We start from the raw sequence: 23,166 nt of genomic DNA, 5'->3' as shown, positions 1-23,166 counted from the left end.
GTTCCCGAACGTAGACTAGGTGGCTGCCCGGCGATCCCCGTAGGCGTCCATCAGGCGGCGTTTTTTTGGTCGGGTCGCGCGTTCGCCCGGTATGTTCGGCACCAGCGGCATTCGCGGGCCGGTCGGGAGCGAGGTCACCGCGGAGCTCGCGCTCGCGCTCGGGCGCGCACTCGGGATCGATTCCGACCGCGTCGTGGTGGGGCGCGACCCACGCGAGAGCGGGTTGCTCCTGGTCGACGCACTGACGGCGGGGCTGCGCGAGTCGGGTACCGACGTCCTCGACGCGGGCCTCGCCGCCACCCCGACCGTCGCGCGCGCGGTCGGCTGGCACGACGCCGACGCCGGCGTCTCGGTGACCGCGAGCCACAACCCCGCGCCCGACAACGGCCTCAAGCTCTGGCAGCCCAGCGGGCAAGCCTTCACGGGCGAGGACCAGGACCGCATCGCCGGGCGCATCCGTGAGGAGGCCTTCGAGCCGGCGGATTGGGACGACCTCGGTGACCGAATCGAGATCGACGCGGGCGAGCGCCACGTCGAGACGCTTCGCGAAGCGGTCCCGATCGACGACCCGCCCTCGGTGGTCGTCGACCTCGGGAACGGCGCGGGTGGGGTCAGTGTGGCCGCCCTCACCGCGCTCGGCTGCGAGGTCGAGACCCTCAACGCCCAGCCCGACGGCGCGTTTCCGGGCCGGCCCTCCGAACCGACGGCCGAGAACTGCGAGTCGCTCCGTGCGCTGGTCGAGACCACCGACGCCGACCTCGGGATCGCCCACGACGGCGACGCCGACCGGCTCCGTGGCGTGACGGGCGAAGGCGAGTACCTCTCGGGCGACGTGCTCCTCGCGCTGTTCGCGTGCGAGGCGGTCCGCGAGAGCGAGGTCGAGAACCCCGAGGTCGCCGCGCCCGTCGATACCAGCCTCGCGGTCGCGGACGCGCTCGCGCCCCTCGGGGCCACGGTGACCTACACCCGCGTGGGCGACGGCTTCGTCGCCGAACGGGCCACCGACCCCGACGTCGTCTTCGGTGGCGAACCCTCCGGCGCGTGGATCTGGCCGAACCAGACGCTGTGTCCCGACGGCCCGCTCGCGGCCTGTCGGCTGGCCGAGCTCGCCGCCGAGCGCCCGCTGGCCGACCGGGTCGCCGAGATAGAGACCTACCCGATAGCACGCGAGAGCGTCGAGGTCGCCGACAAGAGCGGGGTGATGGACCGGGTCGCGGAGCGCGTGAACGAGGCGTTCGAGGAGGTGCGAACCCTCGACGGCGTTCGGGCCGACCTCGACGAGGGCTGGTTCCTGATTCGGGCGAGCGGAACCCAGCCGCTGGTTCGGATCACCGCCGAGGCCCGTAGCCAGGAGGCCTGTACGTCCGCCTTCGAGACGGCGAGCGGGTTCGTCGAGGACGCCCGCCGAGAATGAGCCTTAGCTCCGCCGCGTCGAGCGCGCCTGTCTGACCTTCGCCCCGTCGCGGATCTTGTCTTCACACTGGGGACAGACGCGTGGTTCGTCGATGCCGCTCGGGGTGAACACTCGCGCATAGGCCGCCGTCACGAACGCACCACAGTTTTGGCATTCCGGCATGGGCTGTGATTGTGTGGCACCCGTTATATAGACGACGGTCTCCCCGCCCGTACCGCCCGTCCACCGCACCGCTCTCGAAACCCTCGCGAAAACGATACTTTTCGGCGACGGTCGATGCGGTGCGGAGACGGTGCGGATGCTGTGGCGCGCGCTCGCGGTCGTGCGTGAGCGACGAGGTTCGAGCGAAGCGAGAACCTCGATGCGAACGGGGAGCGAGGCGTGGCCGACCACCGGGAGGTGGTTCGAAAATCNGAAAATCTCCGATTTTCGTCACTGAGCGGAGCGAAGCTCCGCGAGGTCCAAAAGAGTCGGAGACTCTTTTGACGATCACGGGAGAGCTTCGCTCTCCCGAACGACTTTGCTCTGCCAGCGGATGAGCACCGGAGTGAAGCGACCGCAGGGAGCGAGGAGCGCAGTCGGCTGGGGAGGCTCGTGGCCGTCGCGGGGCGGTTGCGGTAGCGGGGCGGTAGCGGAGGAGTTAGTCCTTGTACCGTGAGTGAGGCCGGAGGCCGAACGAGCGGGCCGACGACTGACTGAAAGGAAGGAGGAGGCTTTCGATCCACATTTTGCCAGTGAAGGAGCGAGTGTCAGCGAGCGACCGAGCGCAGCAAAAGGTGGGGTGCGAGAGGTGGGTGTCTAGGCCTCGGGCTCGATGTAGATCTTCCGCACTTGGGGGTTGGTTTCGAGAAGCCGCTCTTCGATCTCGGTGATCCGTTCGTCGATCGTCCCGGTGTCGAGGTGGGGGTCGAACTCGACGTCGCCAGTCACGATGACCTCCTCGGGACCGAAGTAGACGGTTCTGAAGTCCTCGATACGGTCGACGCCCTCCCAGCCCGCGACCACCCGCCGGAGTTCGCGTTCCTCGTTCGCGGGCAGGCTCTCGCCGAGGAGGAGGCGCTTGTTCTCCCAGGCGAGCGCGATCGCGAAGCCCATCAGGAGGAGGCCGATGAGGAGCGCGGAGACGGCGTCGTAGATCGGGTTGCCGGTCACCCGCGAGAGGTAGACCCCGAAGAGCGCGATGCCCGCGCCGCTGACGGCGATGGTGTCCTCGGTGAAGGCGGTGAGGGTGGTGACGTCGCTGGTCTTCCGGAAGGCCTCGCGGAAGCTCTCCCAGCCGTGCTCCTCGCGCTGGCGGTTCATCTCGAGGTAGGCCTTCCGGAGGGCGTAGGCTTCGAAGAGGATCGCGCCGATGAGGACGACGTAGTTGACCCAGACGCCGGGGATCTCGACCCCGACCAGCGGGAGGACGGCGGTGCCCTCGCCGGGTGCGTGGGGATGCACGATGGCGTCGTAGCCGTGGCGCGCGCTCTCCCAGCCCGCGATGCCGAACAGGAGCACCGACACCAGGAAGCTGTAGAAGAACTGGGCCTTCCCGTAGCCGAACGGGTGCTGGCGGTCGGCGTCCTTGCCGGCGTAGCGGATCCCGATGAGGAGGAAGATCTGGTTGCCGGTGTCGGAGATCGAGTGGTAGGTCTCCGAGAGCATCGCGGCGCTCCCGGTGATGAGAAAGCCGACGAACTTCAGGATAGCGATGGCACCGTTGGCGACGAGGGCGGCGATAACGACGGACCTGCTTTCTGCCATGACTCGTGACGCGCGCTTTCGTCAAAAGTCTCTTTCGTAGCGGGGATGGCCGACCTGAAGCGCGCTACGCCTCGGGCTCGATGTACGCGTTGCGGATCTGCGGGTTGGTCTCCATGAGCGCGTCGTTGATGGCGCTGATGCGGTCGTCGATCGTGGTGGTATCGAGGTCGCGGTCGAACGCCACGTCGGCGGCGAGGATGACCTCCTCCGGACCGAAGTACACCGTTTTGAAGTCGACGATCCGGTCGACGCCGTCCCAGTCGGCGACGAGCTCTCGGAGACGGCGCTCGTCGTCGGTCGGGAGGCTCTCGCCGAGGAGGAGGCGCTTGTTCTGCCAGGCGAGCGCAGCCGCAAAGCCCATCAGGAGGATCCCGATCACGAGCGCGGCGGCCCCGTCGTACATCGTGTTGCCCGTCTGTTCGGTGAGGTAGATGCCGACCATCCCGATCGCCGCCGCGGCGAGCGCGAGCGAGTCCTCGGTCAGCGCGGTCAGCGTCGTCACGTCGCTGGTCTTCCGGAAGGCCTCCCGGAGACCGCTCCAGTCGTGGTCGTCGATCTGACGCTGGATCTCGGTGTAGGCCTTCTTCAGCGCGTACAGTTCGAAGAGGATCGCGAGCGACAGCACGAGGTAGCTGATCTGTGCGCCAGAGAGCGTGACGCCGACCACCGGCAGCGTGGCGTTGCTGATGTGGAAGGTGCTCTCGCCGAAGATCGTCTCGTAGCCCTTCCGCACGCTTTCGATCCCCGCGACGCCGAACAGCAGGACGGAGACGAGAAAACTATAGAAGAACTGTGACTTGCCGTAACCGAAGGGATGTCGCTGGTCGGCGCGCTTCTTCGAATACCGGATCCCGATGAGGAGGAAGACCTGGTTGCCGGTATCGGAGACCGACTGGTAGGTCTCCGAGAGCATCGCGGCGCTCCCGGTGAGGAGATAGCCGACGAATTTCAGGATCGCGATGGCACCGTTGGCGATGAGGGCGGCGATGACGACGGACTTGCTCTCGGCCATTGTCCGTGACGCGCGCCTCCGCACAAAGGCTCTTTCGCCCTGCTACCGGCCGCGTCGGCTCCCTCGCTTCGATCGAGACTCAGTCGGCGCAGATGTCGACGAAGTTCCGGAGGATCCGGAGGCCGGTCTCGCCCGACTTCTCGGGGTGGAACTGCGTGCCGAAGACCGTCCCCGACTCGTCGGCCACGATGGACGGGAAGTCGTGACCGTAGTCGGTGGTGGCGACCACCGCGTTCTCGTCCGCGGGGTCGGCGTAGTAGGAGTGGACGAAGTAGGCGTGTTCGCCATTCACACCCTCGACGAGCGGATGGTCCCGCGTGGTGTCGAGTTCGTTCCAGCCCATGTGGGGCACCTTCAGGTCGCCGTCGAATCGACGATTCCGACCGGGGATCAGGTCGAGGCCCTCGACGTCACCCTCGCCGGCGTGGTCGGCCTCCTCGCTCGTCGTCAAGAGCATCTGCATCCCGAGGCAGATCCCGAACACCGGAATCTCGCTCTCGGCGGCGTCGAGCAACGGTTCGCGGTAGGGGTCGGCGTTCTCGACGCCCTCCCGGAACGCGCCCACACCGGGGAGGACGATGCCGTCGGCGGCATCGAACTCGTCCGGGTCGTCGGTGATCTCGACCGCCGCCCCGGCGCGTTCGAGGCCGCGCGTCACGCTCCGGAGGTTGCCGAGGCCGTAATCGACCACGACCACCGATGCCGCCGTGGTTCGCTGTGCTTCGAGGCTCACGGTCGGGGTTCGAGGGGCCGGCGCAAATCGTTTGCGCTAAAACCCATCGAGCCGCGACTGGCCGCTTCCGCCCTCCCCGCCCGCGTCCGCCGCTCCGCCGAACTCCGCCGCCGTCGCGATGGTTCGTCGAAAGGTCTCCTGCTGGGAGGCATCGTAGAGGGTGGCCGCGGGGTGGACACAGACGAGCACCCGGTGGGCCGCGCCGGCGAACCGGACCTCCTCGATCTCCCCGGCTTCCTTCGTCACCGCGACGTCGCGCCCGAGGAGGTGCTGGGAGGGAACTTTTCCGAGGCTGACGACGACCTCCGGGTCGATCCCGCGGATCTCGGCTTCGAGGTACTCCCGGCAGTTGTCGAGTTCGTCGGTGTGCGGGTCGCGGTTCTCGGGCGGGCGACACCGCACGCAGTTGGTGATCCGGACGTCGCGTCGCGCGAGGCCCGCGTCCCGGAGCGCGTCGTCGAGCACGCTGCCGCTCCGGCCCACGAACGGCTCGCCCTCGCGGTCCTCCTGTTCGCCGGGGCCCTCCCCGACGAACACGACTGCGGCGTCCTCGGGCCCGGTGCCGTTGACGATCCGATTTCGAGAATCACAGAGGTCGGGACAGCGCTCACAGGCCGTCACGTCGAGCCCATTCGTCTCGTCCTCGTCGCTGTCGGCGCTCACACGCCCCACACGCGGAGCGGCGGTTTAATCGCCCGGTTTGCGGACGGATTATTATCGTGGGCCCCCAAATCGTGCCATGCCCAAATACTCCACCGGCGATTCGAGCGGTGGCGGGGACTCGTGTGAACTCTGTGGAACGGAGACCAGCGACCTCACGACCGCCACCGTCGCGGGGGCCGAACTCCAGCTCTGTCGGGACTGCGTCCCGCACGGCGAGACGACGACCGAGCGGCGGAAATCGGCCCACGACGACCACGACACCGAGAGCCAGCGCGAACAGGGCAGCCGCCGGCGCGCGGCCCAGAACGTCGCGCGCTTCGCCGACGCGGGGATGGGTGACTCCACACACTGGGAGGAGGAGGGAACCAACTACGAGTCGGACCAGCTCCCCTACCTCGTGTCTGGCTACGGCGAGCGTACACGGGACGCGCGCGAGGACGCGGGGCTCGACGTCGAGGAGCTCGCCGACGAGCTCGACGTCGACCCGAACGACGTTCGGGCCGTCGAGGAGGGCGGCGCGGCACGGGCCGGCGTCGGCGGGTCGGTCGTGGCGGCGCTCGAATCCCGGCTCGACGTCCGCCTCGTCGACGAGTAACCGAGCGGGTGCTTTTTGCCGACCCGCCGCCGAGGGCAGGGTATGAACCTCACCGCCGAACAGCGCGCGATCCGGGACGCCGTCCGGGAGTTCGCCCGCGAGGAGATCCGCCCGCTCGCGGCCCGCACCGACAGCGAGGAGTCGTTCCCCGAGGACGTCTGGGACGACCTCGCCGACCTCGACCTCACCGGACTGACGACCCCCGAAGCCTACGGGGGATTCGACGCGGATTCGGTGACCTACTCGCTGGTGAACGAGGAGCTCGCGGGCGGGACCCTCGCGGTGGCGACCGCGCTCTCGGTCCACTGTCTCGCCACCTCCTGCCTCGCGGAGTTCGGCGACGAGACCCAGCGCGAGCGCTGGCTCCCCGAGATGAGTGGCGGAAGACCGGTGGGTGCGTTCGCGCTCTCGGAACCCCACGCCGGGTCGAACCCCGCAGCGATGACGACACAAGCGAAACCCGTCGAGGGATCCGACGGCGAGGTCGAGGAGTACGTCGTCGACGGCGAGAAGCAGTGGATCACAAACGGCGAGCGCTCGGGCGTGGTGATCCTCTTCGCGAAGACCGACCGCGACGACGATAGCACCATCACGCAGTTCGTGGTGCCGAAGGACACCGACGGCCTCAGCGTCGGGAAGAAGGAGGACAAGCTCGGTCTCCGGGCGAGCGACACCACCACGCTGACCTTCGACGACGCTCGGATACCGGCCGAGAACCGACTCACGGAGGTGGGACGCGGGCTCTCGGCGGCGCTCTCGATCCTGACCGGGGGCCGGATCGCCATCGCTTCCCAGGCCGTCGGCCTCGCCCAGCACGCCCTCGACGAGTCGGTCGCGTACGCCGGCGAGCGCGAGCAGTTCGGCGGTCCCATCGGCGACATACAGACGATCCGCCACAAACTCGCCGAGATGCGGACCGACACCCAGGCCGCACGGCTCCTCGTGCGGGACGCGGCGCGGCGGGCCGACGCCGGCGAGGACTACCGCGAGGCCGCGAGCATGGCGAAGTACGCCGCGAGCGAGACGGCCGTCTCGGTCGCGAACGAAGCCGTCCAGATCCACGGCGGCTACGGTTACACCACGGAGGGCGGGGTCGAACGGCTCTACCGCGACGCGAAGATCCTGCCGATCTACGAGGGGACTTCGGAGATCCAGAAGGACGTCATCGCCCGCGAGGTCCTCGACCGATGACGGACGAGCGCTCGGCCGATCCAGGCACCGTCGAGATCCCGGCGGACGTCGAGGCGGTCGTCTACGACCTCGATGGAACGCTGGTTCGCCTCGCGGTCGACTGGGTCGAACTCGAAATCGAGATACAGGCCGTACTCCGGGAGTCCGGCATCGAACCCGGCGACCGCGACGCGTGGGAACTGCTCGACGAGGCCGAAGCGGCCGGGATCCCCGAGGTGGGATCGCTGATCGCGGCCGCCGAACGTGACGGCGCACACGCCTCGACCCGACTCCCGCTCGCCGACGACATCGACCACGGGCTGCCGACGGCGGTCTGCTCGCTCAACTGCGAGGCGGCCTGCCGGATCGCGCTCGACACCCACGACCTCGGCGGCTCCATCGGGACCGTCGTCGGCCGCGACTCGGTTGCCGAGCGAAAACCCGCACCCGAACCGCTGCTGGCGGCGGTCGAGGGGCTCGGTGCGCGCACCGAGCGGACGCTGTTCGTCGGGGACTCGTCGAGCGACGAGACGACCGCCGACCGCGCCGGCACGCGATTCGCCTACGTCGGCGACGGGCCGACGACCCTCTGACTCACGTACTCAACCGGCGGGCGTAGCCATAGACCGCGAGCGCGACGAGCACCCAGACGACCGCGCCGACCCGGACCGCGAAGGAGACCCGCGACTCCCAGGAGGCGAGCGGGGTGCCGACCGAGAGCGCCGCCACGATGGGCGCGCCGACCACGATGGTGAGCACGAAGGTGGTCTGCATCACCCAGCCGTAGTCGACCCCCTCGGGGTCGCTGGTCTCGACGAGTTCGGGCACTGGGGGTCCATCGGACCGCGAGCGCATAAACCCGTCCGATCGGGCCGGTTTGGATACGTTTACCCCGGCGGCGGGTGGAGGATCCGCCATGCCGACGACAGTCAGGGAGTTCCGGTCGGGCGACGCGCCGCTCACGATGGTGACCGCCTACGACGCGCCGACCGCGGCGGCCTGCGAGACGGCGGGGGTCGACGCGGTGCTGGTCGGCGACAGCATGGGCAACGCGGCGCTCGGCTACGACTCGACCATCCCCGTGACGGTCGCGGAGGTCGCCTCCCGAACCGCCGCGGTCGCCCGCGCGACCGACGAGACGCTCGTGATCGCCGATATGCCCTTCCTGAGCTTCGGGGTGAGCGAGGCCGAGAGCATCGAGAACGCGGGCCGGATGATGAAGGAGGCGAACGCCCACGCCGTCAAACTCGAGAGCGGCCCGCACACCGTGGAGCTCACCGAACGGCTCGCGGCGGTGGGGATCCCGGTGATGGCCCACCTCGGGCTCACCCCGCAGAAGGTCAACCAGCTCGGCTACGCCCGCCAGGGAACGTCCGAGGAGGCCGCCAGCGAGATCGCCGACCTCGCGACCGCCCACGCCGATGCGGGCGCGTTCGCGCTGGTGCTCGAACACGTCCCCGCGAACCTCGCGGCCCAGGTCACCGAGGCGATCGACATCCCGACGATCGGCATCGGTGCGGGGCCCGACTGCGACGGCCAGGTGCTCGTGGTGAACGATGTTCTCGGGCTCAGCGACCGCCTGCCGCCGTTCGCCGAGGCGTTCGGCGACGTCAAGAGCGAGATGGACAGCGCGCTGTCGGCGTACGTCGAGGCCGTCGAGACCGGCGCGTTCCCGGCCGAGAAGCACAGCCACGTCGAGGCCGACCTCGACGACCTCTACTGAAACCCGCCGGGAGCGCTGTCGTATCGCGAAGAAACGGTGGGTGGTCGGTTCGAACGGTCGAACGACGAGGGGCGGCTCGGTTACGGCCGCGAGAACTCGATCGCCGCGCCCTGACCGAAGCCGACGCACTCGGTGGCGATCCCGCGGTCGACCCCTCTCCGGTTCATCTCGTGGATCAGCGTCACGGGGAGGCGCGCGCCGCTCGCCCCGAGCGGGTGACCGATCGCGATCGCGCCGCCGTTGACGTTGAACTTCTCGTCGTCGATACCGAGTTCGCGCTGGCTGTAGAGGGTCTGGGAGGCGAACGCCTCGTTGAGTTCGACTAGCCCGTAGTCGTCGATATCCCGGCCGACGCGGTCGAGCAGTCCCCGCGTGGCGGGCACGGGACCGATACCCATCACCTCGGGTTCGACGCCCGCGACGTTGTTGCCCCCGACCTCGGCGAGTACCTCCAGCCCGTGGTCGTCGGCGAACTCGCGGCTCGTGATCAGCGTCGCCGCCGCGCCGTCGGAGATCTGCGAGGCGTTGCCCGGCGTCACCGTGCCCTCGGATTTGAACACCGTGGGGAGGTCGGCGAGCACCTCCGGTGTGGTCCCCGGCCGGAGTCCCTCGTCGGTGTCGATCGTCTCCTCGCCGTTGTCGACGGGGACGATCTGGTCGTCGAAGCGGCCCTCCTCGGTGGCCTCGACCGCACGCTGTTGGGATCGCGCGGCGTACTCGTCCTGTGCCTCCCGGCTCACGTCGTAGCGCTCGGCGACCTCCTCCGCGGTCATCCCCATCGAGAGGGCGGCGATGTTGTGCTCCTCGGCGAGGCGGGGATGGATGTTCTGCCGGTTCGCCCCCTGTTCCACCCGGCTCATGTTCTCGACGCCGCCCGCGAGGACGGCGTCGCGCTGGCCCGCCCGGACCGCGTCCGAGGCCGAGATGATCGACTGCGCCGAGGAGGCACACCAGCGGTTGATCGTCGTCGCGGGGACCGATTCGCCCAGATCCGAGAGCAACGAGATGATCCGCGCGACGTTGTTGCCCTGTTCGCCGCGCTGCTGGGCACAGCCCCACATCAGGTCATCGATGTCCTCACCCGCCAGTCCCGTCTCGGCGAGGATCTCGTTGATCAGCGGGATCGAGAGGTCCTCGCTCCGGACCGCCGAGAACACGCCGTCCTCCTTGCCCTGGGCCGTTCGATACGCCGCCACGACCACCGGAGTGGTATCGGCCATACCTCCGTTTCGGGGCCGAATCCGGTTAAATCCCACCTAAACTCGCCGTTCTTTCATCGGGGTTTACGCGACCCGCGCCCTGCTTCGACGGTCTTATTCGTTCGGAACGTCTAACGGCCCGGAATGAGCAGCTCGGAACTTGACGTCGTCGAATTTCTGCTCACGACGCATCTCTACAACAACGACCGTGACCGCGACCCCGACGACCTCCCGCCCGCCTACCGGCGCGCGCTCTGGGACGGCGGCGGGATCGAGCGACCGCTCACCGCGAACGAGACCAACGCCCGCGAGGCCACCGGCGTCGGCGACCCGTGGGGGGCGGTCTCGGGGCTGATGTTCACCGACCACGACGACTTCGCGGGTTCGATCACCCTCACCGAACACGAGATGGCGACCGAGTGGTTCGCCGACCGCGCCGACGCCGACCGGCTGCTGGCGAACCCGACGCTCGCGGCGGCGGTCGACGTCGACGGGGTCGACTACGAGACCGCCCGCGAGGCGAACCGGCCCATGCACGCCGACCGCGTCTGGATCGACAGCCTGCTGGAGGAGTACTTCGACGACGAGGAGGACGAGGAGATGCTTGACCTCGTGGAGATCCGTGCGCCCGAGGAGGTCGAGATGACCCTCGACGACCTCGTGTTGACCGCGGACCAGAAGAACGAGATCCAGAAGATAATGAAGGCGATCGAACACCGCGACTACCTCGCCCAGATCGGCCTCCGCGAGATCGGGAAACTCCTCTACGTGGGGCCGCCGGGAACGGGCAAGACCACGACCTCGCGTGCGCTCGCCCACGAACTCGACCTCCCCTTCGTCGAGGTCAAACTCTCGATGGTGACGAGCCAGTATCTCGGCGAGACGGCCAAGAACGTCGAGAAGACCTTCGAGGTCGCCAAACGCCTCTCGCCGTGTATCCTCTTCATCGACGAGTTCGACTTCGTCGCCAAGACCAGGAACTCGGACGAACACGTCGCGCTCAAGCGCGCGGTCAACACCCTCCTGAAGTCGATCGACGAGATCAGCCTGATCAACGACGAGGTGCTGTTGATCGGCGCGACCAACCACCCCGACCAGCTCGACGCGGCGGCGTGGCGGCGCTTCGACGAGATCGTGAACTTCCCGAAGCCCGACTCGCTGATGCGCTCGGACATCCTCCGGATCATCACCCAGGAGATGGAGATCGAGGACTTCGACCCCGACGCGCTCGCCGACGACACCGAGGGTCTCACCGGGAGCGACCTCAGGCTCGTGCTCCGCGAGGCGGTGCTCGACGCGCTGACCGAGGAGCGCACCGCGCTGACCCAGGCCGACCTCGAAGCCGCCGTCCAGGACTTCGAGGAGCGCGACAGCCTGAAGGACCTCGACATGATCGAGGGCGACCACGACGCGCTCGTGGCCGGCGGCGACATCAGCGCCGACGGCGGCGGTCACGACGACCACGACCACAGCCATCACGACCACGACCACTGAGATGGAGGTCACGCTGCTCGGGACCGGCGACACCACCGGGACCCCGACGGTGGGCTGTGACTGCGAGACCTGCACGGCGGCCCGCGAGCGCGGCGTCGAGCGGAGTCGGTTCTCGGTCCACGTCCGCAACGAGCGAACGGACGAGTCGCTCCTGATCGACTGTAGCCCGGATTTCCGACACCAGTTCCTCACGAACGACGTCGCGCTCCCCGACGCCGCCCTGATAACCCACATCCACTTCGACCACGTCGACGGCCTCGGCAACGCCTTCCGGGTGTTCTCGGACCTCCCCGTCTACGCCGCGAACGAGACCGACCCGAAGACGGGCGAGAGCGTCGCCGAGGGCGTGGCCGACCGGTACGACTACCTCGACCGGGTCACGCTCCACGGCCGCACCCCCTTCGAGTCGTTCGAGGTCTGTGGCCTCTCGGTGACGCTGGTGCCGGTCGAACACCCGCCGCTCGTCTGTTACGGCGTCGTGATCGAATCCGCGGACGCGAAGCTCTCGGTCACCGGCGACACCAACTTCGGGATCCCCGCGGAGTCGCGCGCACGCCTCGCCGATCCCGACCTCTTGCTTGCGGAGGCGATCGTCCCCGCCTCGATGTGCGAGGGCCACCCCGCCGGCGGCGACCACTACGACGAAAGCGGGATCCCCCGTACGTTCGCCACCAAACACATGACCCGCGAGGGCGCGCTAGCGCTGGCCGACGAACTCGACGCGAGCGAGACGAGACTGGTTCACACCGCCCACTTCTACCCCGCCGACGAGGCGTTCGAGGAGCCGCTCGCGGTCGACGGCGAACGTTACGTATTGTAGGCACGGTAGTACTGTGAGTCCCGTGCGATAGCGACTGCCGCAAGCACGGCGAACGACGCGCCGGTGAGGGTATCACGGACGCCATAGCCGACCGCGAGAACGACCGCGAACAGCCCGACCGAGAACGTGACCGGTGCGACCGACGACTCGCCGCGGACGAGAATCGCGAGCGCACCGACGCCGACCACAACGCAGAACGCCACGAATTCGACCCCCATCTCCAACCACGTGCCAGCGCCCGCTCCAAGGATGCCGACTACGGCCATCGCGACGAACGCGAGGCGAAACCGACGCTCTCGATTCATACCATCGTTTCGCAGCGGGCACAGTATGAATTACGGCTGGCGGCGCTCGCTACGTCGCCGAACTCGACGCCCGGTTCAGGGACCTGACCGCTATCGCGCCGAGCACGAGGTCGAGCGCGAGCAGGATGGCGAGCGCCGGGATCAGGACGTCCCAGATCCCGCCGAACGTAGTGATGTCGAGCACCGAGGGGACGTTCTCGCCGAGCATCAGGACCCGGGCGGCGTCGACGCCGTAGGTGATCGGGTTGACCGTCGCGAGGGTCCGGACCCATCCGGGGAGGACGCTCACCGGGAGGAACGCGCTCGACACGAAGAGGAGGGGGAACTGGAGGAGATTCGCGCCGATGATCGTCGACTCCTGGTCGCGGGTCACGAGCGCGACGATGTTCGAGAAGGCGGTGAACCAGATCGCGAAGACCACCGCCACGACGACGACCCCGACCGCACCGAGGAAGCCGGTTCGGATGTAGCTCCCGATCGAACCACCGGTGTCGAGCCAGACGAGGACGTAACCGAGCCCGAGGATGATGAACGTCTGGATCACGATCCGGACGACCTCCGAGAGCGCCTTCCCGAGGAACATCGCGCCGCGGTTGATCGGCGAGACGAGGACCTTCTCGAACATCCCGTTCTCCATGTCGTCGACCAGCCCGATCCCGGAACCGGCGGCCGCCACCAGCGCCGACTGGATCACGATCGCCGGCACGAGGTAGGTGACGTAGCTCACGTCCTCGCCGAGCGCTTGGGTCAGCGCGCCGCCGGTGACCTGGCCGAAGACGGAGGTGAAGAGCACGAGGAAGAGGATCGGCTGGATCAGCGAGCCGAAGATCACGAACGGGTTGCGGGTGGTCTTGACGATCCAGCGTTTGAGGTTGATCCAGACGTCCGTGAGGAAGCCGTTGGAGTGGGTGGTTCGAGGGGTGCTTCCGGCTCCGGTTCCCGTCTCGGCCTCGACCGAGCCGTCCGCCGCGGTCATCGGGCGGCCCCCGACGCGACGGGTTCGGCCTCGGCATTCGACCCCGCCTCACTCTCCTCGTCCGTGGGTTCGCCGGTGATGGCGAGGAAGACGTCGTCGAGCGTCGGCGAGCGGATGTCGAAGCCGGTCACGGTGAAACTCGCGTCCCGAAGTGCCACCAGGAGGTCGGTCCCCGCCCGTCGGGCGTTCTCGGCGGCGACCGAGAGGCCGTCCTCGGTGGTCTCGATCGTGCCGTCGGCGAACAGCCCGGACTCGTGGGCTACCTCGCGAGCGCGTTCCTTTCGGTCGTCACTGGGCTCCTCGATGGTGACCTCCAGCACGTCGCCGCCGACCTGGGATTTGAGCGTGTCGGGCGCGTCGGTGGCGACGATCTCCCCGTCTTGAATCACCGAGAGCCGGTCACAGAGCTCGTCGGCCTCCTCGAGGTACTGGGTCGTGAGGAACACCGTCGTCCCCTGGCGGTTTATCTCCCGGAAGTACTCCCAGAGGCGGATCCGTGCCTTCGGGTCCAGCCCCGTCGTCGGTTCGTCGAGGAAGACCAGCGGCGGTTCGTGGACCAGCGCGGTCGCCACGTCGAGGCGCTTTTTCATCCCGCCCGAGAACTCGCTCGCCTCCTTGTCGGCGACGTCGGCCAGATCCACGAGGTCGAGGAGTTCGCCGATCCGGTCGGCGCGTTCGGCGCGCGGGACGCCGTAGGCCTCGCAGGCGAACTTGACGTTCTCGCGCGCGGTGAGCTCCTCGTCGACGCTGGTGTGCTGGGCCATGTAGCCGATGGATTCGCGGACCGACTGGGCCTCGTTCAGCACGTCGAAGCCGTTGACGTGGATGGTGCCGCCGGTCGGGCGCAAGAGCGTGGTAAACGTCTTGATCGTCGTGGTCTTGCCCGCGCCGTTGGGTCCGAGAAAGCCGAAGAACTCGCCCTCGGGGACGGTGAGGTCCACCCCGCGGACCGCCTCGGTGCCGTCGGCGTAGGTGACGACGACGTTCTCGGCATCGATCGCGCTCATGCGAACCGAATGACAGGCAGTGGTTTAAGAGCCGCGCCGGTCCCGCGTGCGGAAGACGTGCCGGGGTCGGATCAACCGGTGAACTGGTGGTACTCCATGCCGGGGTTCTTGAGCTCGTTGTGTTTGCGTTCGAGGTAGGAGTAGACCGCGCCGTGGGGCGCGCCGTCGAGGATCATCTCGACCGCGTTGCGGACCACCTCGACGGCCTGCGGGAGACCGATGATCCCCACCGTCGTGCCGTAGATCACGACCGAGGCCCCCGAGAGCTCCTCCATCAGCTGGCGGGTCCGACCGTTCTCGCCGATCAGCCGGCCCTTCTGCCGCGTGAGGTCGTTCTTGTTCCTGGTCGCGGACTCGACGTCGACGACCTGGAGGGTCATCACGTCGTCGTCGAGCAGGGTCAGCGCCTCGTCGGGCGCGAAACCACGGCCGATGGCCTTCACGATATCGGGGCCCTTGAGCCCCTGGACCGGGTCGCCGACGGTCTCGACGCCGACCGAGCCCGTCTCGGAGTCGATATCGAGCCGGATCTCGGCCTCCTCCTCGATCTCGCGCATCGTCGCGCCGCCCTCGCCGATCAGCACGCCGATACGGTCCTGCGGAATCGTCACGTGTTGCATGCGCCCGCTACGGAATAGACGGGTTTCAATTCTTCGCAGCGGACGAGACAGGAGGTTCAAGACGTGCTCGATGACTATCGCCAGCCGGCGAGCGGGCGTGGTACCGCCATGGACGGCGCGCGCTCGCGTCGGGACGAACGAAGTGAGTCTCGACGCGAATCGGCGTGCGAGGGATGAGCACCGGAGGGAGCGAGCGCCCCTCTTCGTCCGCCGGAAGACGTGGTTCGAAACGGCTTCGTTCGCTTCCCTCACGAGGACAGGTTTTTCGAGGAGTGGTCGCCTCCCTGTGGGAGGTTCCCCCGACGAAGAAAAAGGTGGGTGCGGGAGGTTCGTGGCCAGTACGGGGCGGTGCGGGACGGTAGCGGTCCCTCGGTTTCGTCGGGTATTGCCGTCGTCGGATCGGCTAATGAGTGAACAAACGAAACCGAGACTCCGAACGGAATCGAGACGCGAAACGAGTATGCGAGCGAGTGGGCTACTCGAACTTCTCCAGCAGCCGTTCGTAGAAGACCTCGTTCTCGTCCGTCGCGTCCTCGGTCGCGAGCTTCTCGACGATGAGTTCGGGCGTCGAGCGCGCGAGGCTGTCCTTCTTCGGCGAGCGCTCGACCTCGAGTTCGCCGTCGACGAGGCCGACGGCCTCGATGCCGTCGACGGGAACCTCGAACCCGGCGGCCTCGCGTATCTCGCCGGCGAGGTGGGAGACGAACACCCCCGTGGTCTCGCCGTCGAGCGCTTCGAGGATACCAGCTATAATGACCGCCGACGCGCCGGGTTCGGTGATGCTCTCTAGTTCGTCGACCAGCACCAGTCGTTTCCGCCCGCCCGAGACGAGCTCGCCGAACTCCCGGAGGGTGGCCTCGAACGCGCCCGCGTCGAGGGTGCCCTGGGTCTTGGCCTGGTAGTGGAGCGCCTCGTAGCGCTCGATCCGGACCTCGTCGGCGGGCACGGGCAGCCCCATGTGAGCGAGCACCGCGACGAGCGCGAGGAGGTCGAGGGTCGAGGTCTTCCCCCCGGAGTTGACCCCCGAGAGCAGCGTCGGCCCCGCCACGGCGTAGTCCACGGGTTCGACGTCCTCGAAGGCGCAGTCGAGCAGCGGCGAGCGCCCGCCCTCGACCGCCACCCCGCGGCCGCCGAACTCGGGGAGCACGCAGTCGAAATCGCTGGCGAAGCGCGCCACCGCGAGTTCGCGGTCGCGCGAGAGCGCCGCCCCGACGAGGTCGTCACAGCCCGCCTGGAGGTCGGCGAACTCGGTCGCGAGGTCGCGTTTCAGCCGCGTCGCCCGGCGGTCGCGGGCGGCGGTGAGGTCCTCGCGGAGGCGGTTGACGACCCCCTCGTCGTGCTCGACCGGGAACGTCGGCTCCTCGGGGAACGCGCGGGTGGCGAGTTCGGCCTCGCCGGTGTCGAGCTGGAGCGAATCAACGAGCTGGTCGCGGGCGGCGTCGATGGCGGCGGCGTGCTCGTCGGCGAGTTCGCGCGAGAGCAGCGAGTCCACGCCCGCGCCCTGCTCGACGAGTGAGAGGAGATCCGCGCCCTCGATGGTGACGTCGCGCTCCTCGATCGCCTCGCGAAGCCGGTCGTTGGCGACGCTTTCGGCTGTGGAGACCGCCGCGTCGAGGTCGTCGACCGCTCGTCCGAGTCTATCGAGTTCCTCGTCGCCGACGATGGTGCCCTCCTCGGTGAGGCCCGCGAGCGCCTCGTCGAGCCTCGCGAGGTCCACGGGAGGATCGAGGTCGGTTGTGCGGTGGACCCTGGCGGCGGCTTCGAGGCGCTCGCGGTTGTGGGCGAAAAAGGAGAGCACGCGCTCGGGGACCACCTCTTCCGGGGTTTCGAGCGCGTCCGGTCTGACCTGAACGTCGCCCGCGATGTCGACGCCGGCGAAGGCTTCGTCGAGCGCGATGACGGTCGAGTAGCCCTTGGCGAGGTCGGCGAGCCCACGGGCGTCCTCGACGACCTCGACCGAGAGCTCGGGGAACTCGTCCTGTGCCTCGGCGTGGCGTTCGGCGTCGGCGGTCGCGAGACAGCGATCGCGGATCCGGTCCCGAGAGGGGTCGTCGAGCGGTGCGACCCCGTCGAGCGCGTCCAGTACGTCCTGGCGGGGCTCGCGCTCCATCGCGGTCGCGACCCACTCGCGGACCTCCGTCACCCGCGACTCGCTGCCGGTGGGATAGAGGGTTTCGAGGCGGTGGGCCGCGTGGTCGGTCACCGCCCGTTCCTGGAGGAGCGAGAGGGCGTCGCGGTAGATCTCGCGGGCGCGGTCGGTGGCGAGGAACTCCCCGGCGTCGTCGTGTTCGTCGCGAATGGCGGCGCGGGCGATGGCGGCCGCCCGGCCGGTCGAGATGCCGGGTGCGCGCGCGAGCGCCGCGACGTCGCCCTCGCTGAGGGCGCGTTCGGGGTCGTCGAGCGCTGCGAGCCGCTCCGCGGTCTTCGCCCCGACCCCGACAATGGATTCGAACTCCATCGCATCCGTCGAGTCGCGCCGGGGAGAAAAACCAACCGGGGTGCGGGACAACGCGTTTTTGGCTACTCGTCACGAGGAACGGACATGAACACGGAGGCAAAGGCCGCCGCCGTCCGGGAATCGCTCGCCGAGCGCGACGGCGTGCTCGTCGCCTTCTCGGGCGGGGTGGACTCGAGCGTGGTCGCGGCGCTCGCCCACGACGCGCTCGGGGACGGTGCGGTGGCGTGTACCGCCAAAAGCGAGACGCTGCCCGAAGCGGAGCTCGACGACGCGAAACGCGTGGCCGAGGAGATCGGCATCCGCCACGAGCTCGCCGAGTTCTCGGAGCTCGACAGCCAGGCGTTCGTCGAGAACGACGGCGAGCGGTGCTATCACTGCCGCACGATGCGGCTCTCGGCGATGTTCGACGCCGCGCGCGAGCGCGGGATCGAGACGGTCTGTGACGGCACCAACGCCTCCGACCCCGGCGAGGGCCACCGGCCCGGCCTCCGCGCGGTCGAGGAGTTGGACGCCTACTCGCCGCTGCTCGACCACGACATCACCAAGGAGGAGGTCCGCGAGATCGCCCGCGACTACGGCCTCTCGGTGGCCGACAAACCCTCGATGGCCTGTCTCTCCTCGCGGATCCCCACGGGACTGGAAGTCACCGAAGAGCGCCTCAGTCGGGTCGAACGGGCCGAAACCCTCCTCCGGACCTGGGGCTTCGAGCAGTTCCGGGTCCGCGACCACGACGGCCTCGCGCGCATCGAGGTCGCGCCCGACGAACTGGAGCGCGCGCTCGATCCCGACTTCGCGCGGGCCGCCCGCGACCACCTCACCGACATCGGTTTCGACCACGTCACCCTCGACCTCGACGGCTACCGGACGGGCAGCGTCAGCCCCGCGAACGACGACCTCGACCTCGACGTCGAGTATCCGACCTCGACCGACTGAACGGCCACCCACGATAGCCGGGACCGGAACACCGATTTCCTCGCGGACGCACGATCCGTACGTGAGCGAATACGACGCGGTGGTGTTCGACAGCGACGGGATCCTCGTCGCGCCGCCCCGGCACGACGCCCAGGTCGCGGCGGCGCGGGCGGCGTTCGACGACCTCGGGATAGAGGACGTCGACCGCGAGGCACTCGCGGGGCTCGTCACCGACCCGAGCGCCGACCGGATCGGCGACCTCGCGGCGACCCACGACGTCGACCCCGAGGCGGTCTGGAACGCCCGCGAGCGCCACGACGAGCGTTTCCAGGAGCGCGCCTTCGAGGACGGCTCGCGGACGACCTACGACGACGTGAGCGCGATCGCGGACATCGCGGGAACGCGCGGCGTCGTGAGCAACAACCACCACGCGACGATCGAGTTCGTGCTCGATTTCTTCGACCTCGAACACCTCTTCGAGACCTACTACGGTCGCGAAAACGGGATCGGAAACCTCGCGCGCCGGAAGCCGAACCCCCACTACATCGAGCGCGCGCTGGCGGACCTTGACGCGGCCGACGACCGGGTGCTCTACGTCGGCGACAGCGAGAGCGACGTCGTGGCCGCGGACCGGGCGGCGGTCGACTCGGCGTTCGTCCGCCGGCCCCACCGCGAGGGGCTGGATCTCTCCGTCTCGCCGACCTACGAGGTCGCGGACCTCCACGCGGTGCGGCGGATCGCGAACGGTAGTTGAAAACTCACTCCCGATAGCTCGTGTCGTTCGTCCGGACCGCTTCGACCCCATCGTCCACCGCTCGAAACTCGTTGACGGCGCAGTTGCCCTGTCCGCCCTCGTCGACGACCGTCACGAAGTCGGTGTCCGTGAGGTGGCTGACGAGGGCGTAGAGCACCCCGCCGTGGGTGACGACCAGGACCGTTTCGTCGGCTCCCGAATCGGCGAGCAGGCGGTCGAACCCATCGACCACGCGCTCGCGGAGGTCGAGCAGGCTCTCGCCGCGCTCGGGGGTCAGCGCGAGCGCGGACTCGCCCGACCGCCCGACCGCGAACTCGGGATACTCCGAGAACATCTCGTCGTAGGTGAGGCCCTGATAGACCCCGAAGTCCCGTTCGCGCCAGGTCGACTCGAAGACGGGGGCGGGTTCGACCCCCGACTCGTGGAGGACGGTGGCGGTCTCGCGAGTTCGCCGGAGGTCGGAGGCGAGCAGCCGGTCGACGTCGTAGCTCGCGGCGAGGTGGGCTCCCGCCGCGGCGGCCTGTTCGCGGCCGCGGTCGTTCAGCGGGGTGGGAGCCCAGCCCTGGAGCCGGCGGGTCGCGTTCCAGTCGGTTTCGCCGTGGCGGAGGCAGACGACGGTGGTCATGCGGGGATGGGACGGGCGATCGAATGAGGGTTGGTATCGGAGCGAGCGCCAAGGGGGGATGACCGAGGGAGATGTTTGACGCGATCGCCAACTCGCACGACACAACTGAGGGACCGCCCCGCAATCGCACCGCTCCACGGCTGCCCGAATGAGGGTTGGTATCGGGGCGAGCGCCTAAGGAGGATGATCTATCGGATGAGTACTATGACTACCAACTCGCACGACGCAACTGAGAGACCGCCCCGCTACCGCACAGCACCACCCCGCGACGGCCACACGCCTCCCCAGCCGATTCCGTCGACTCGTTCGCGTCGCTCACTCGTCTCCGTCATCCCTCGCGCAGTGTTCGCGGTCGCGCGCTCACGCCCGTTCGCGCACGACCGCGAGCGCGCGCCAACCGTCCACCACCGCCGCAACCACTACCGTGCCGCTCCCGCGCCGCAACCACTACCGTGCCGCTCCCGCGCCGCAACCACTACCGTGCCGCTCCCGCGCCGCAACCACCACCGCATCAGCGGGTCCCCTCCCGAGTCGGCCGAGCCGCCATCCACAGCCCATCATCACGGGAGCGCTCGCTTTGATCGAACCCGGCGAACCCTCGTCTATGGATCTCGGACTCGCCGACAGGACCGCGCTCGTGACGGGCGGCGGGCGCATCGACAGCGATGACCGCGAGGGTGTTCGTATCGGGTCCGGACACGGTCTGTCACCGTTCCCGGGTGCGCGCGACCGCGACCAACCGAGTGGACGACTGGACAACCATCATTAACGAACCAGAACTTTTTTGATGGAGATATACGCTACGGTAGTCATGGCTGTTAACATACACCTCACCTCGGTTCAGTGGACCGCACTGGTCGCGCTAGTGGTGGTGACGATGTTCCCGTTCGTCGTCGCCCCGCTGGCGGGGTCGCTCGATGGGTTCTTCCTCGGGCTTCCGGTCTGGTTCTGGGTGTGTTTCGCCGTCGCGCTCGTGATGTACGCCCTCGTCGTCGTCTTCATCACCAACCCTGGAAGCGCCTCCGCCGATCGAACGACGCGGACGTCGAGAGTGAAGTGAATGGTCGCCGTCGTCCAAACGGTCGTCTTCGCGGTCTACATGCTGGGGGTACTCTGCATCGGACTGTTCGCCTCACGCTACATCGAGGATACGCCGAGCTCCTTCTACGTGGCCGATAAGGGCCTCGGCACCGTCATCCTCCTCTTCACGTTGATGTCCTCCATCCTGAGTTCGTTCACCTTCTTCGGGCTCGGCGCACAGGCGAGAGGGACCGGTCTCGGCGTGGCGGCCGTGTTCATCATCAACGTCGTCTTCTGGGGGCCGATGTTCGCGTCCTTCGGAACGAAGGTGAAGCGCGTCGGCGACCGATTCGACTACATCACGCCCGCCGAGTACGTCCGTGCCAGATTCGACAACGAAGTCGTGCCCATCGTCTACATCGCGCTGACGACGCTGGCCCTGATCGGCTACGCCACGGTCCAGATCATCGGCGGCGGGGTCGCGCTGAACATCCTGATGGACGTGCCGTACGTCTACGCCATCGTCGCGATGGCGGCGTTCATGGCCATCTACATCCACGTCTCCGGGATGCTCGGCGTCGCCTGGACCGACACCATACAGGGGTCCATGATGTTCCTCAGTCTCATCGGTGCGGTCGTCGCCATACTGGTCATCATCGGGCCGGGCGAACTGGTGAGTGGCGTTCAGAACGTGAACGCCGACCTGTTCACGTTCGAGGGACCGGTCGGGTCGTGGACGCCGCTGTTCGTCGTCACGTTCGGTTTGGGGTTCGCCGTCGCATCGACGAGTCTCCCACACCTCTTCCAGCGGTTCCTGGCTGCTGACTCGACCCGTTCGATGAAGCGGTCGGCGGTACTGCTCCCGATCCTCGGGCTCCTGATGTCGCTCGCGGGGATCGTCATCGGCGTCTGGTCGATCGGTATCGTCCCGGACATCCAGAACCCCGACTACGCGATCGGGGAGGTCTTCCTTGAGATCACGGGGCCGGTCGTGTCCGGGATCATCCTTTCGGCAGCCGTCGCGGCGCTGATGTCCACGACCGACTCGCTTCTGTTGTCGCTGAGTTCCCTGATCGGCCGTGACATCTATCGGCGGCACATCAATCCCGACGCGAGCGAGAAGCGGGAAGTCCAAGCGACGCAGGTGATCCTCTTCGCGCTGATCGCCGTCGCCCTCGTTCTGGCGTACATTCGGCCGGCGACCATCTTCCAGCTCGGTGCGCTCGCCGTCGTCATGCACGGCCCGATAGCCCCGACGCTGTACTTCACGCTCTACTGGGACGGGGCCACCGCCGAGGGGAGTATCGCGTCGATGGTGGTCGGCGAGGCCGTCGTGCTGGGCTACTTCCTCGGCTGGATCCCGAGCCGGTACGAGTTCGGTCTGTACTACGGGTTCATCGGCCTCGTCGTCACGGTCGTCGTGTTCGTCGCCGTGAGCAGCGTCACGTCGACCTACGCGAAGGACCTGGCGGACGAGATCCTCTCGGCGTAGACGGCGGTCCGCTCCGTCGAGGAACGCTGGCGAAAGCTCCGCTGGAATCATACATCCCGAACCCAATGGCGGCGCATGGGCATCGACGAACCCGACATCGATCCCGAAACGTTTCTCTCGGATGTCGAGATGCGGATCGGCGAGGTCGTCTCGGTCGAGGAGTTCCCCGAGGCGCGAAAGGACGTCTACAAACTCGAGGTGGACTTCGGCGGCGAGACCAGACAGTCGGCGGCCGGGCTGACCCGCTACGAGAAGGACGACCTCGTGGGTCGCCAGGTCGTCGCGGTGACGAACCTCGGGGCGGTCACCATCGCGGGCTTCGAGAGCCAGTGTCTCGTCACCGGTGTGGATGATGGTGATGGTGGTGTGATCCATCTCCAGCCCGAGAGCGAGGTCGAGAACGGAACGCGGGTGTACTGATTCGGCGA

General features: G+C 68.1%; 25 protein-coding genes. 12 read left to right on the top strand and 13 right to left on the bottom strand.

What is annotated here, in order from left to right; all coding sequences use genetic code 11:
* The first annotated feature begins 91 nt into the window (after positions 1-91).
* Positions 92-1,414: a phosphoglucosamine mutase gene (glmM, locus tag C447_RS02840; RefSeq protein ID WP_007690695.1), complete on the top strand. Its 1,323-nt coding sequence runs from the start codon at positions 92-94 to the stop codon at positions 1,412-1,414.
* Positions 1,415-1,417: 3 nt separating this feature from the next.
* Here glmM and C447_RS18030 read toward each other — a convergent pair whose 3' ends face one another.
* The 5 genes from C447_RS18030 to C447_RS02815 all read right to left on the bottom strand — a co-directional run bounded on the left by C447_RS18030 (position 1,418) and on the right by C447_RS02815 (position 5,568).
* Positions 1,418-1,576, bottom strand: a complete 159-nt coding sequence (locus tag C447_RS18030; protein WP_007690694.1) for a DUF7563 family protein — start codon at positions 1,574-1,576, stop codon at positions 1,418-1,420.
* 636 nt (positions 1,577-2,212) lie between these two features.
* Positions 2,213-3,160, bottom strand: coding sequence for a cation diffusion facilitator family transporter (locus C447_RS02830; protein ID WP_007690693.1), 948 nt, complete (start codon positions 3,158-3,160; stop codon positions 2,213-2,215).
* A gap of 64 nt (positions 3,161-3,224) precedes the next feature.
* Complete coding sequence (locus C447_RS02825) at positions 3,225-4,172, bottom strand: cation diffusion facilitator family transporter (RefSeq protein WP_007690692.1); 948 nt, start codon at positions 4,170-4,172, stop codon at positions 3,225-3,227.
* Between the two features lie 79 nt (positions 4,173-4,251).
* A complete protein-coding gene (gene hisH, locus C447_RS02820; RefSeq protein ID WP_007690691.1) occupies positions 4,252-4,905 on the bottom strand; it encodes an imidazole glycerol phosphate synthase subunit HisH in 654 nt (217 codons plus the stop codon).
* A 36-nt stretch (positions 4,906-4,941) separates the two neighbouring features.
* Entirely contained in the window at positions 4,942-5,568 is a 627-nt protein-coding gene (locus C447_RS02815; RefSeq protein ID WP_007690689.1) for a uracil-DNA glycosylase, read from the bottom strand.
* Positions 5,569-5,644: 76 nt separating this feature from the next.
* Here C447_RS02815 and C447_RS02810 point away from each other — a divergent pair, with 76 nt between their 5' ends.
* Genes C447_RS02810 through C447_RS02800 form a run of 3 tightly spaced genes read left to right on the top strand, consistent with a single transcriptional unit; the run spans position 5,645 to position 7,926 of the window.
* Positions 5,645-6,163 carry a helix-turn-helix domain-containing protein gene (locus C447_RS02810; RefSeq protein ID WP_007690687.1) on the top strand — a complete coding sequence of 173 codons (519 nt, stop codon included), beginning with the start codon at positions 5,645-5,647 and terminating at the stop codon, positions 6,161-6,163.
* Positions 6,164-6,205: 42 nt separating this feature from the next.
* Entirely contained in the window at positions 6,206-7,354 is a 1,149-nt protein-coding gene (locus C447_RS02805; protein WP_007690685.1) for an acyl-CoA dehydrogenase family protein, read from the top strand.
* Complete coding sequence (locus tag C447_RS02800; RefSeq protein ID WP_007690678.1) at positions 7,351-7,926, top strand: HAD family hydrolase; 576 nt, start codon at positions 7,351-7,353, stop codon at positions 7,924-7,926. Before C447_RS02805 ends, C447_RS02800 begins: the two co-directional genes overlap by 4 nt.
* A 1-nt stretch (position 7,927) precedes the next feature.
* Here C447_RS02800 and C447_RS02795 read toward each other — a convergent pair whose 3' ends face one another.
* Complete coding sequence (locus tag C447_RS02795; RefSeq protein ID WP_007690676.1) at positions 7,928-8,161, bottom strand: DUF5822 domain-containing protein; 234 nt, start codon at positions 8,159-8,161, stop codon at positions 7,928-7,930.
* A gap of 88 nt (positions 8,162-8,249) precedes the next feature.
* On the opposite strand from C447_RS02795, the gene panB reads away from it, so the two are divergent.
* Positions 8,250-9,056 (top strand): 3-methyl-2-oxobutanoate hydroxymethyltransferase, encoded by an 807-nt coding sequence (panB, locus tag C447_RS02790; protein WP_007690675.1) that lies wholly within the window; start codon positions 8,250-8,252, stop codon positions 9,054-9,056.
* An 80-nt stretch (positions 9,057-9,136) separates the two neighbouring features.
* On the opposite strand, the gene C447_RS02785 is transcribed toward panB, so the two are convergent.
* Complete coding sequence (locus C447_RS02785) at positions 9,137-10,276, bottom strand: thiolase family protein (protein WP_007690673.1); 1,140 nt, start codon at positions 10,274-10,276, stop codon at positions 9,137-9,139.
* Positions 10,277-10,399: 123 nt separating this feature from the next.
* Between C447_RS02785 and C447_RS02780 the strand changes: the two genes are divergently transcribed.
* Together C447_RS02780 and C447_RS02775 are read left to right on the top strand one after the other, a co-directional pair.
* Positions 10,400-11,749, top strand: a complete 1,350-nt coding sequence (locus C447_RS02780) for an ATP-binding protein (protein WP_007690671.1) — start codon at positions 10,400-10,402, stop codon at positions 11,747-11,749.
* Position 11,750: 1 nt separating this feature from the next.
* Positions 11,751-12,569 carry an MBL fold metallo-hydrolase gene (locus tag C447_RS02775; RefSeq protein ID WP_007690669.1) on the top strand — a complete coding sequence of 273 codons (819 nt, stop codon included), beginning with the start codon at positions 11,751-11,753 and terminating at the stop codon, positions 12,567-12,569.
* Here C447_RS02775 and C447_RS02770 read toward each other — a convergent pair.
* From C447_RS02770 to C447_RS02750, 5 genes are all read right to left on the bottom strand, one after another.
* Positions 12,557-12,874, bottom strand: coding sequence for a hypothetical protein (locus tag C447_RS02770; RefSeq protein WP_007690668.1), 318 nt, complete (start codon positions 12,872-12,874; stop codon positions 12,557-12,559). The genes C447_RS02775 and C447_RS02770 overlap by 13 nt on opposite strands.
* 49 nt (positions 12,875-12,923) lie before the next feature.
* Positions 12,924-13,850, bottom strand: coding sequence for an ABC transporter permease (locus tag C447_RS02765; RefSeq protein ID WP_007690667.1), 927 nt, complete (start codon positions 13,848-13,850; stop codon positions 12,924-12,926).
* Positions 13,847-14,857 carry an ATP-binding cassette domain-containing protein gene (locus C447_RS02760; RefSeq protein WP_007690666.1) on the bottom strand — a complete coding sequence of 337 codons (1,011 nt, stop codon included), beginning with the start codon at positions 14,855-14,857 and terminating at the stop codon, positions 13,847-13,849. The genes C447_RS02765 and C447_RS02760 overlap by 4 nt, the downstream gene beginning before the upstream one ends.
* Positions 14,858-14,928: 71 nt before the next feature.
* A complete protein-coding gene (locus C447_RS02755; protein ID WP_007690664.1) occupies positions 14,929-15,477 on the bottom strand; it encodes a KH domain-containing protein in 549 nt (182 codons plus the stop codon).
* Positions 15,478-15,952: 475 nt separating this feature from the next.
* Positions 15,953-17,935: a P-loop NTPase family protein gene (locus C447_RS02750; protein ID WP_007690662.1), complete on the bottom strand. Its 1,983-nt coding sequence runs from the start codon at positions 17,933-17,935 to the stop codon at positions 15,953-15,955.
* A gap of 84 nt (positions 17,936-18,019) precedes the next feature.
* Between C447_RS02750 and larE the strand changes: the two genes are divergently transcribed.
* Both larE and C447_RS02740 read left to right on the top strand, forming a co-directional pair.
* Positions 18,020-18,868, top strand: a complete 849-nt coding sequence (larE, locus tag C447_RS02745) for an ATP-dependent sacrificial sulfur transferase LarE (RefSeq protein ID WP_007690660.1) — start codon at positions 18,020-18,022, stop codon at positions 18,866-18,868.
* Between the two features lie 61 nt (positions 18,869-18,929).
* Positions 18,930-19,601, top strand: coding sequence for an HAD family hydrolase (locus C447_RS02740; RefSeq protein WP_007690658.1), 672 nt, complete (start codon positions 18,930-18,932; stop codon positions 19,599-19,601).
* Between the two features lie 4 nt (positions 19,602-19,605).
* Here C447_RS02740 and C447_RS02735 read toward each other — a convergent pair whose 3' ends face one another.
* The gene (locus tag C447_RS02735) at positions 19,606-20,226 is read right to left on the bottom strand and encodes a histidine phosphatase family protein (protein WP_007690656.1); all 621 of its coding nucleotides are present in this window, start codon (positions 20,224-20,226) and stop codon (positions 19,606-19,608) included.
* Between the two features lie 811 nt (positions 20,227-21,037).
* On the opposite strand from C447_RS02735, the gene C447_RS02730 reads away from it, so the two are divergent.
* The 3 genes from C447_RS02730 to C447_RS02720 all read left to right on the top strand — a co-directional run bounded on the left by C447_RS02730 (position 21,038) and on the right by C447_RS02720 (position 23,158).
* Positions 21,038-21,286 (top strand): hypothetical protein, encoded by a 249-nt coding sequence (locus C447_RS02730; RefSeq protein WP_152416130.1) that lies wholly within the window; start codon positions 21,038-21,040, stop codon positions 21,284-21,286.
* Positions 21,287-22,738, top strand: coding sequence for a sodium:solute symporter family protein (locus C447_RS02725; protein ID WP_007690654.1), 1,452 nt, complete (start codon positions 21,287-21,289; stop codon positions 22,736-22,738).
* A 75-nt stretch (positions 22,739-22,813) separates the two neighbouring features.
* Positions 22,814-23,158, top strand: coding sequence for a tRNA-binding protein (locus C447_RS02720; RefSeq protein ID WP_007690653.1), 345 nt, complete (start codon positions 22,814-22,816; stop codon positions 23,156-23,158).
* Positions 23,159-23,166 lie beyond the last annotated feature (8 nt).

Origin of the sequence: Halococcus hamelinensis 100A6 (genome assembly GCF_000336675.1) — an archaeon.
Taxonomy (GTDB): domain Archaea; phylum Halobacteriota; class Halobacteria; order Halobacteriales; family Halococcaceae; genus Halococcus; species Halococcus hamelinensis.
Note: the sequence above shows the minus strand (reverse complement) of the source record. Positions and strands in the feature narration are given on the sequence as shown.

Excerpts from the sequence above, each read along its gene's own strand:
- C447_RS02765 (WP_007690667.1), bottom strand. The coding sequence starts at position 13,850 with ATGACCGCGGCGGACGGCTCGGTCGAGGCCGAGACGGGAACCGGAGCC.
- glmM (WP_007690695.1), top strand. The coding sequence starts at position 92 with ATGTTCGGCACCAGCGGCATTCGCGGGCCGGTCGGGAGCGAGGTCACC.
- C447_RS02725 (WP_007690654.1), top strand. The coding sequence starts at position 21,287 with ATGGTCGCCGTCGTCCAAACGGTCGTCTTCGCGGTCTACATGCTGGGG.
- C447_RS02810 (WP_007690687.1), top strand. The coding sequence starts at position 5,645 with ATGCCCAAATACTCCACCGGCGATTCGAGCGGTGGCGGGGACTCGTGT.
- C447_RS02755 (WP_007690664.1), bottom strand. The coding sequence starts at position 15,477 with ATGCAACACGTGACGATTCCGCAGGACCGTATCGGCGTGCTGATCGGC.
- C447_RS02805 (WP_007690685.1), top strand. The coding sequence starts at position 6,206 with ATGAACCTCACCGCCGAACAGCGCGCGATCCGGGACGCCGTCCGGGAG.
- C447_RS02780 (WP_007690671.1), top strand. The coding sequence starts at position 10,400 with ATGAGCAGCTCGGAACTTGACGTCGTCGAATTTCTGCTCACGACGCAT.
- C447_RS02825 (WP_007690692.1), bottom strand. The coding sequence starts at position 4,172 with ATGGCCGAGAGCAAGTCCGTCGTCATCGCCGCCCTCATCGCCAACGGT.
- C447_RS02720 (WP_007690653.1), top strand. The coding sequence starts at position 22,814 with ATGGGCATCGACGAACCCGACATCGATCCCGAAACGTTTCTCTCGGAT.
- C447_RS02735 (WP_007690656.1), bottom strand. The coding sequence starts at position 20,226 with ATGACCACCGTCGTCTGCCTCCGCCACGGCGAAACCGACTGGAACGCG.
- C447_RS18030 (WP_007690694.1), bottom strand. The coding sequence starts at position 1,576 with ATGCCGGAATGCCAAAACTGTGGTGCGTTCGTGACGGCGGCCTATGCG.
- C447_RS02800 (WP_007690678.1), top strand. The coding sequence starts at position 7,351 with ATGACGGACGAGCGCTCGGCCGATCCAGGCACCGTCGAGATCCCGGCG.
- C447_RS02830 (WP_007690693.1), bottom strand. The coding sequence starts at position 3,160 with ATGGCAGAAAGCAGGTCCGTCGTTATCGCCGCCCTCGTCGCCAACGGT.
- C447_RS02770 (WP_007690668.1), bottom strand. The coding sequence starts at position 12,874 with ATGAATCGAGAGCGTCGGTTTCGCCTCGCGTTCGTCGCGATGGCCGTA.
- larE (WP_007690660.1), top strand. The coding sequence starts at position 18,020 with ATGAACACGGAGGCAAAGGCCGCCGCCGTCCGGGAATCGCTCGCCGAG.
- C447_RS02730 (WP_152416130.1), top strand. The coding sequence starts at position 21,038 with ATGGCTGTTAACATACACCTCACCTCGGTTCAGTGGACCGCACTGGTC.
- C447_RS02775 (WP_007690669.1), top strand. The coding sequence starts at position 11,751 with ATGGAGGTCACGCTGCTCGGGACCGGCGACACCACCGGGACCCCGACG.
- C447_RS02785 (WP_007690673.1), bottom strand. The coding sequence starts at position 10,276 with ATGGCCGATACCACTCCGGTGGTCGTGGCGGCGTATCGAACGGCCCAG.
- C447_RS02750 (WP_007690662.1), bottom strand. The coding sequence starts at position 17,935 with ATGGAGTTCGAATCCATTGTCGGGGTCGGGGCGAAGACCGCGGAGCGG.
- panB (WP_007690675.1), top strand. The coding sequence starts at position 8,250 with ATGCCGACGACAGTCAGGGAGTTCCGGTCGGGCGACGCGCCGCTCACG.
- C447_RS02760 (WP_007690666.1), bottom strand. The coding sequence starts at position 14,857 with ATGAGCGCGATCGATGCCGAGAACGTCGTCGTCACCTACGCCGACGGC.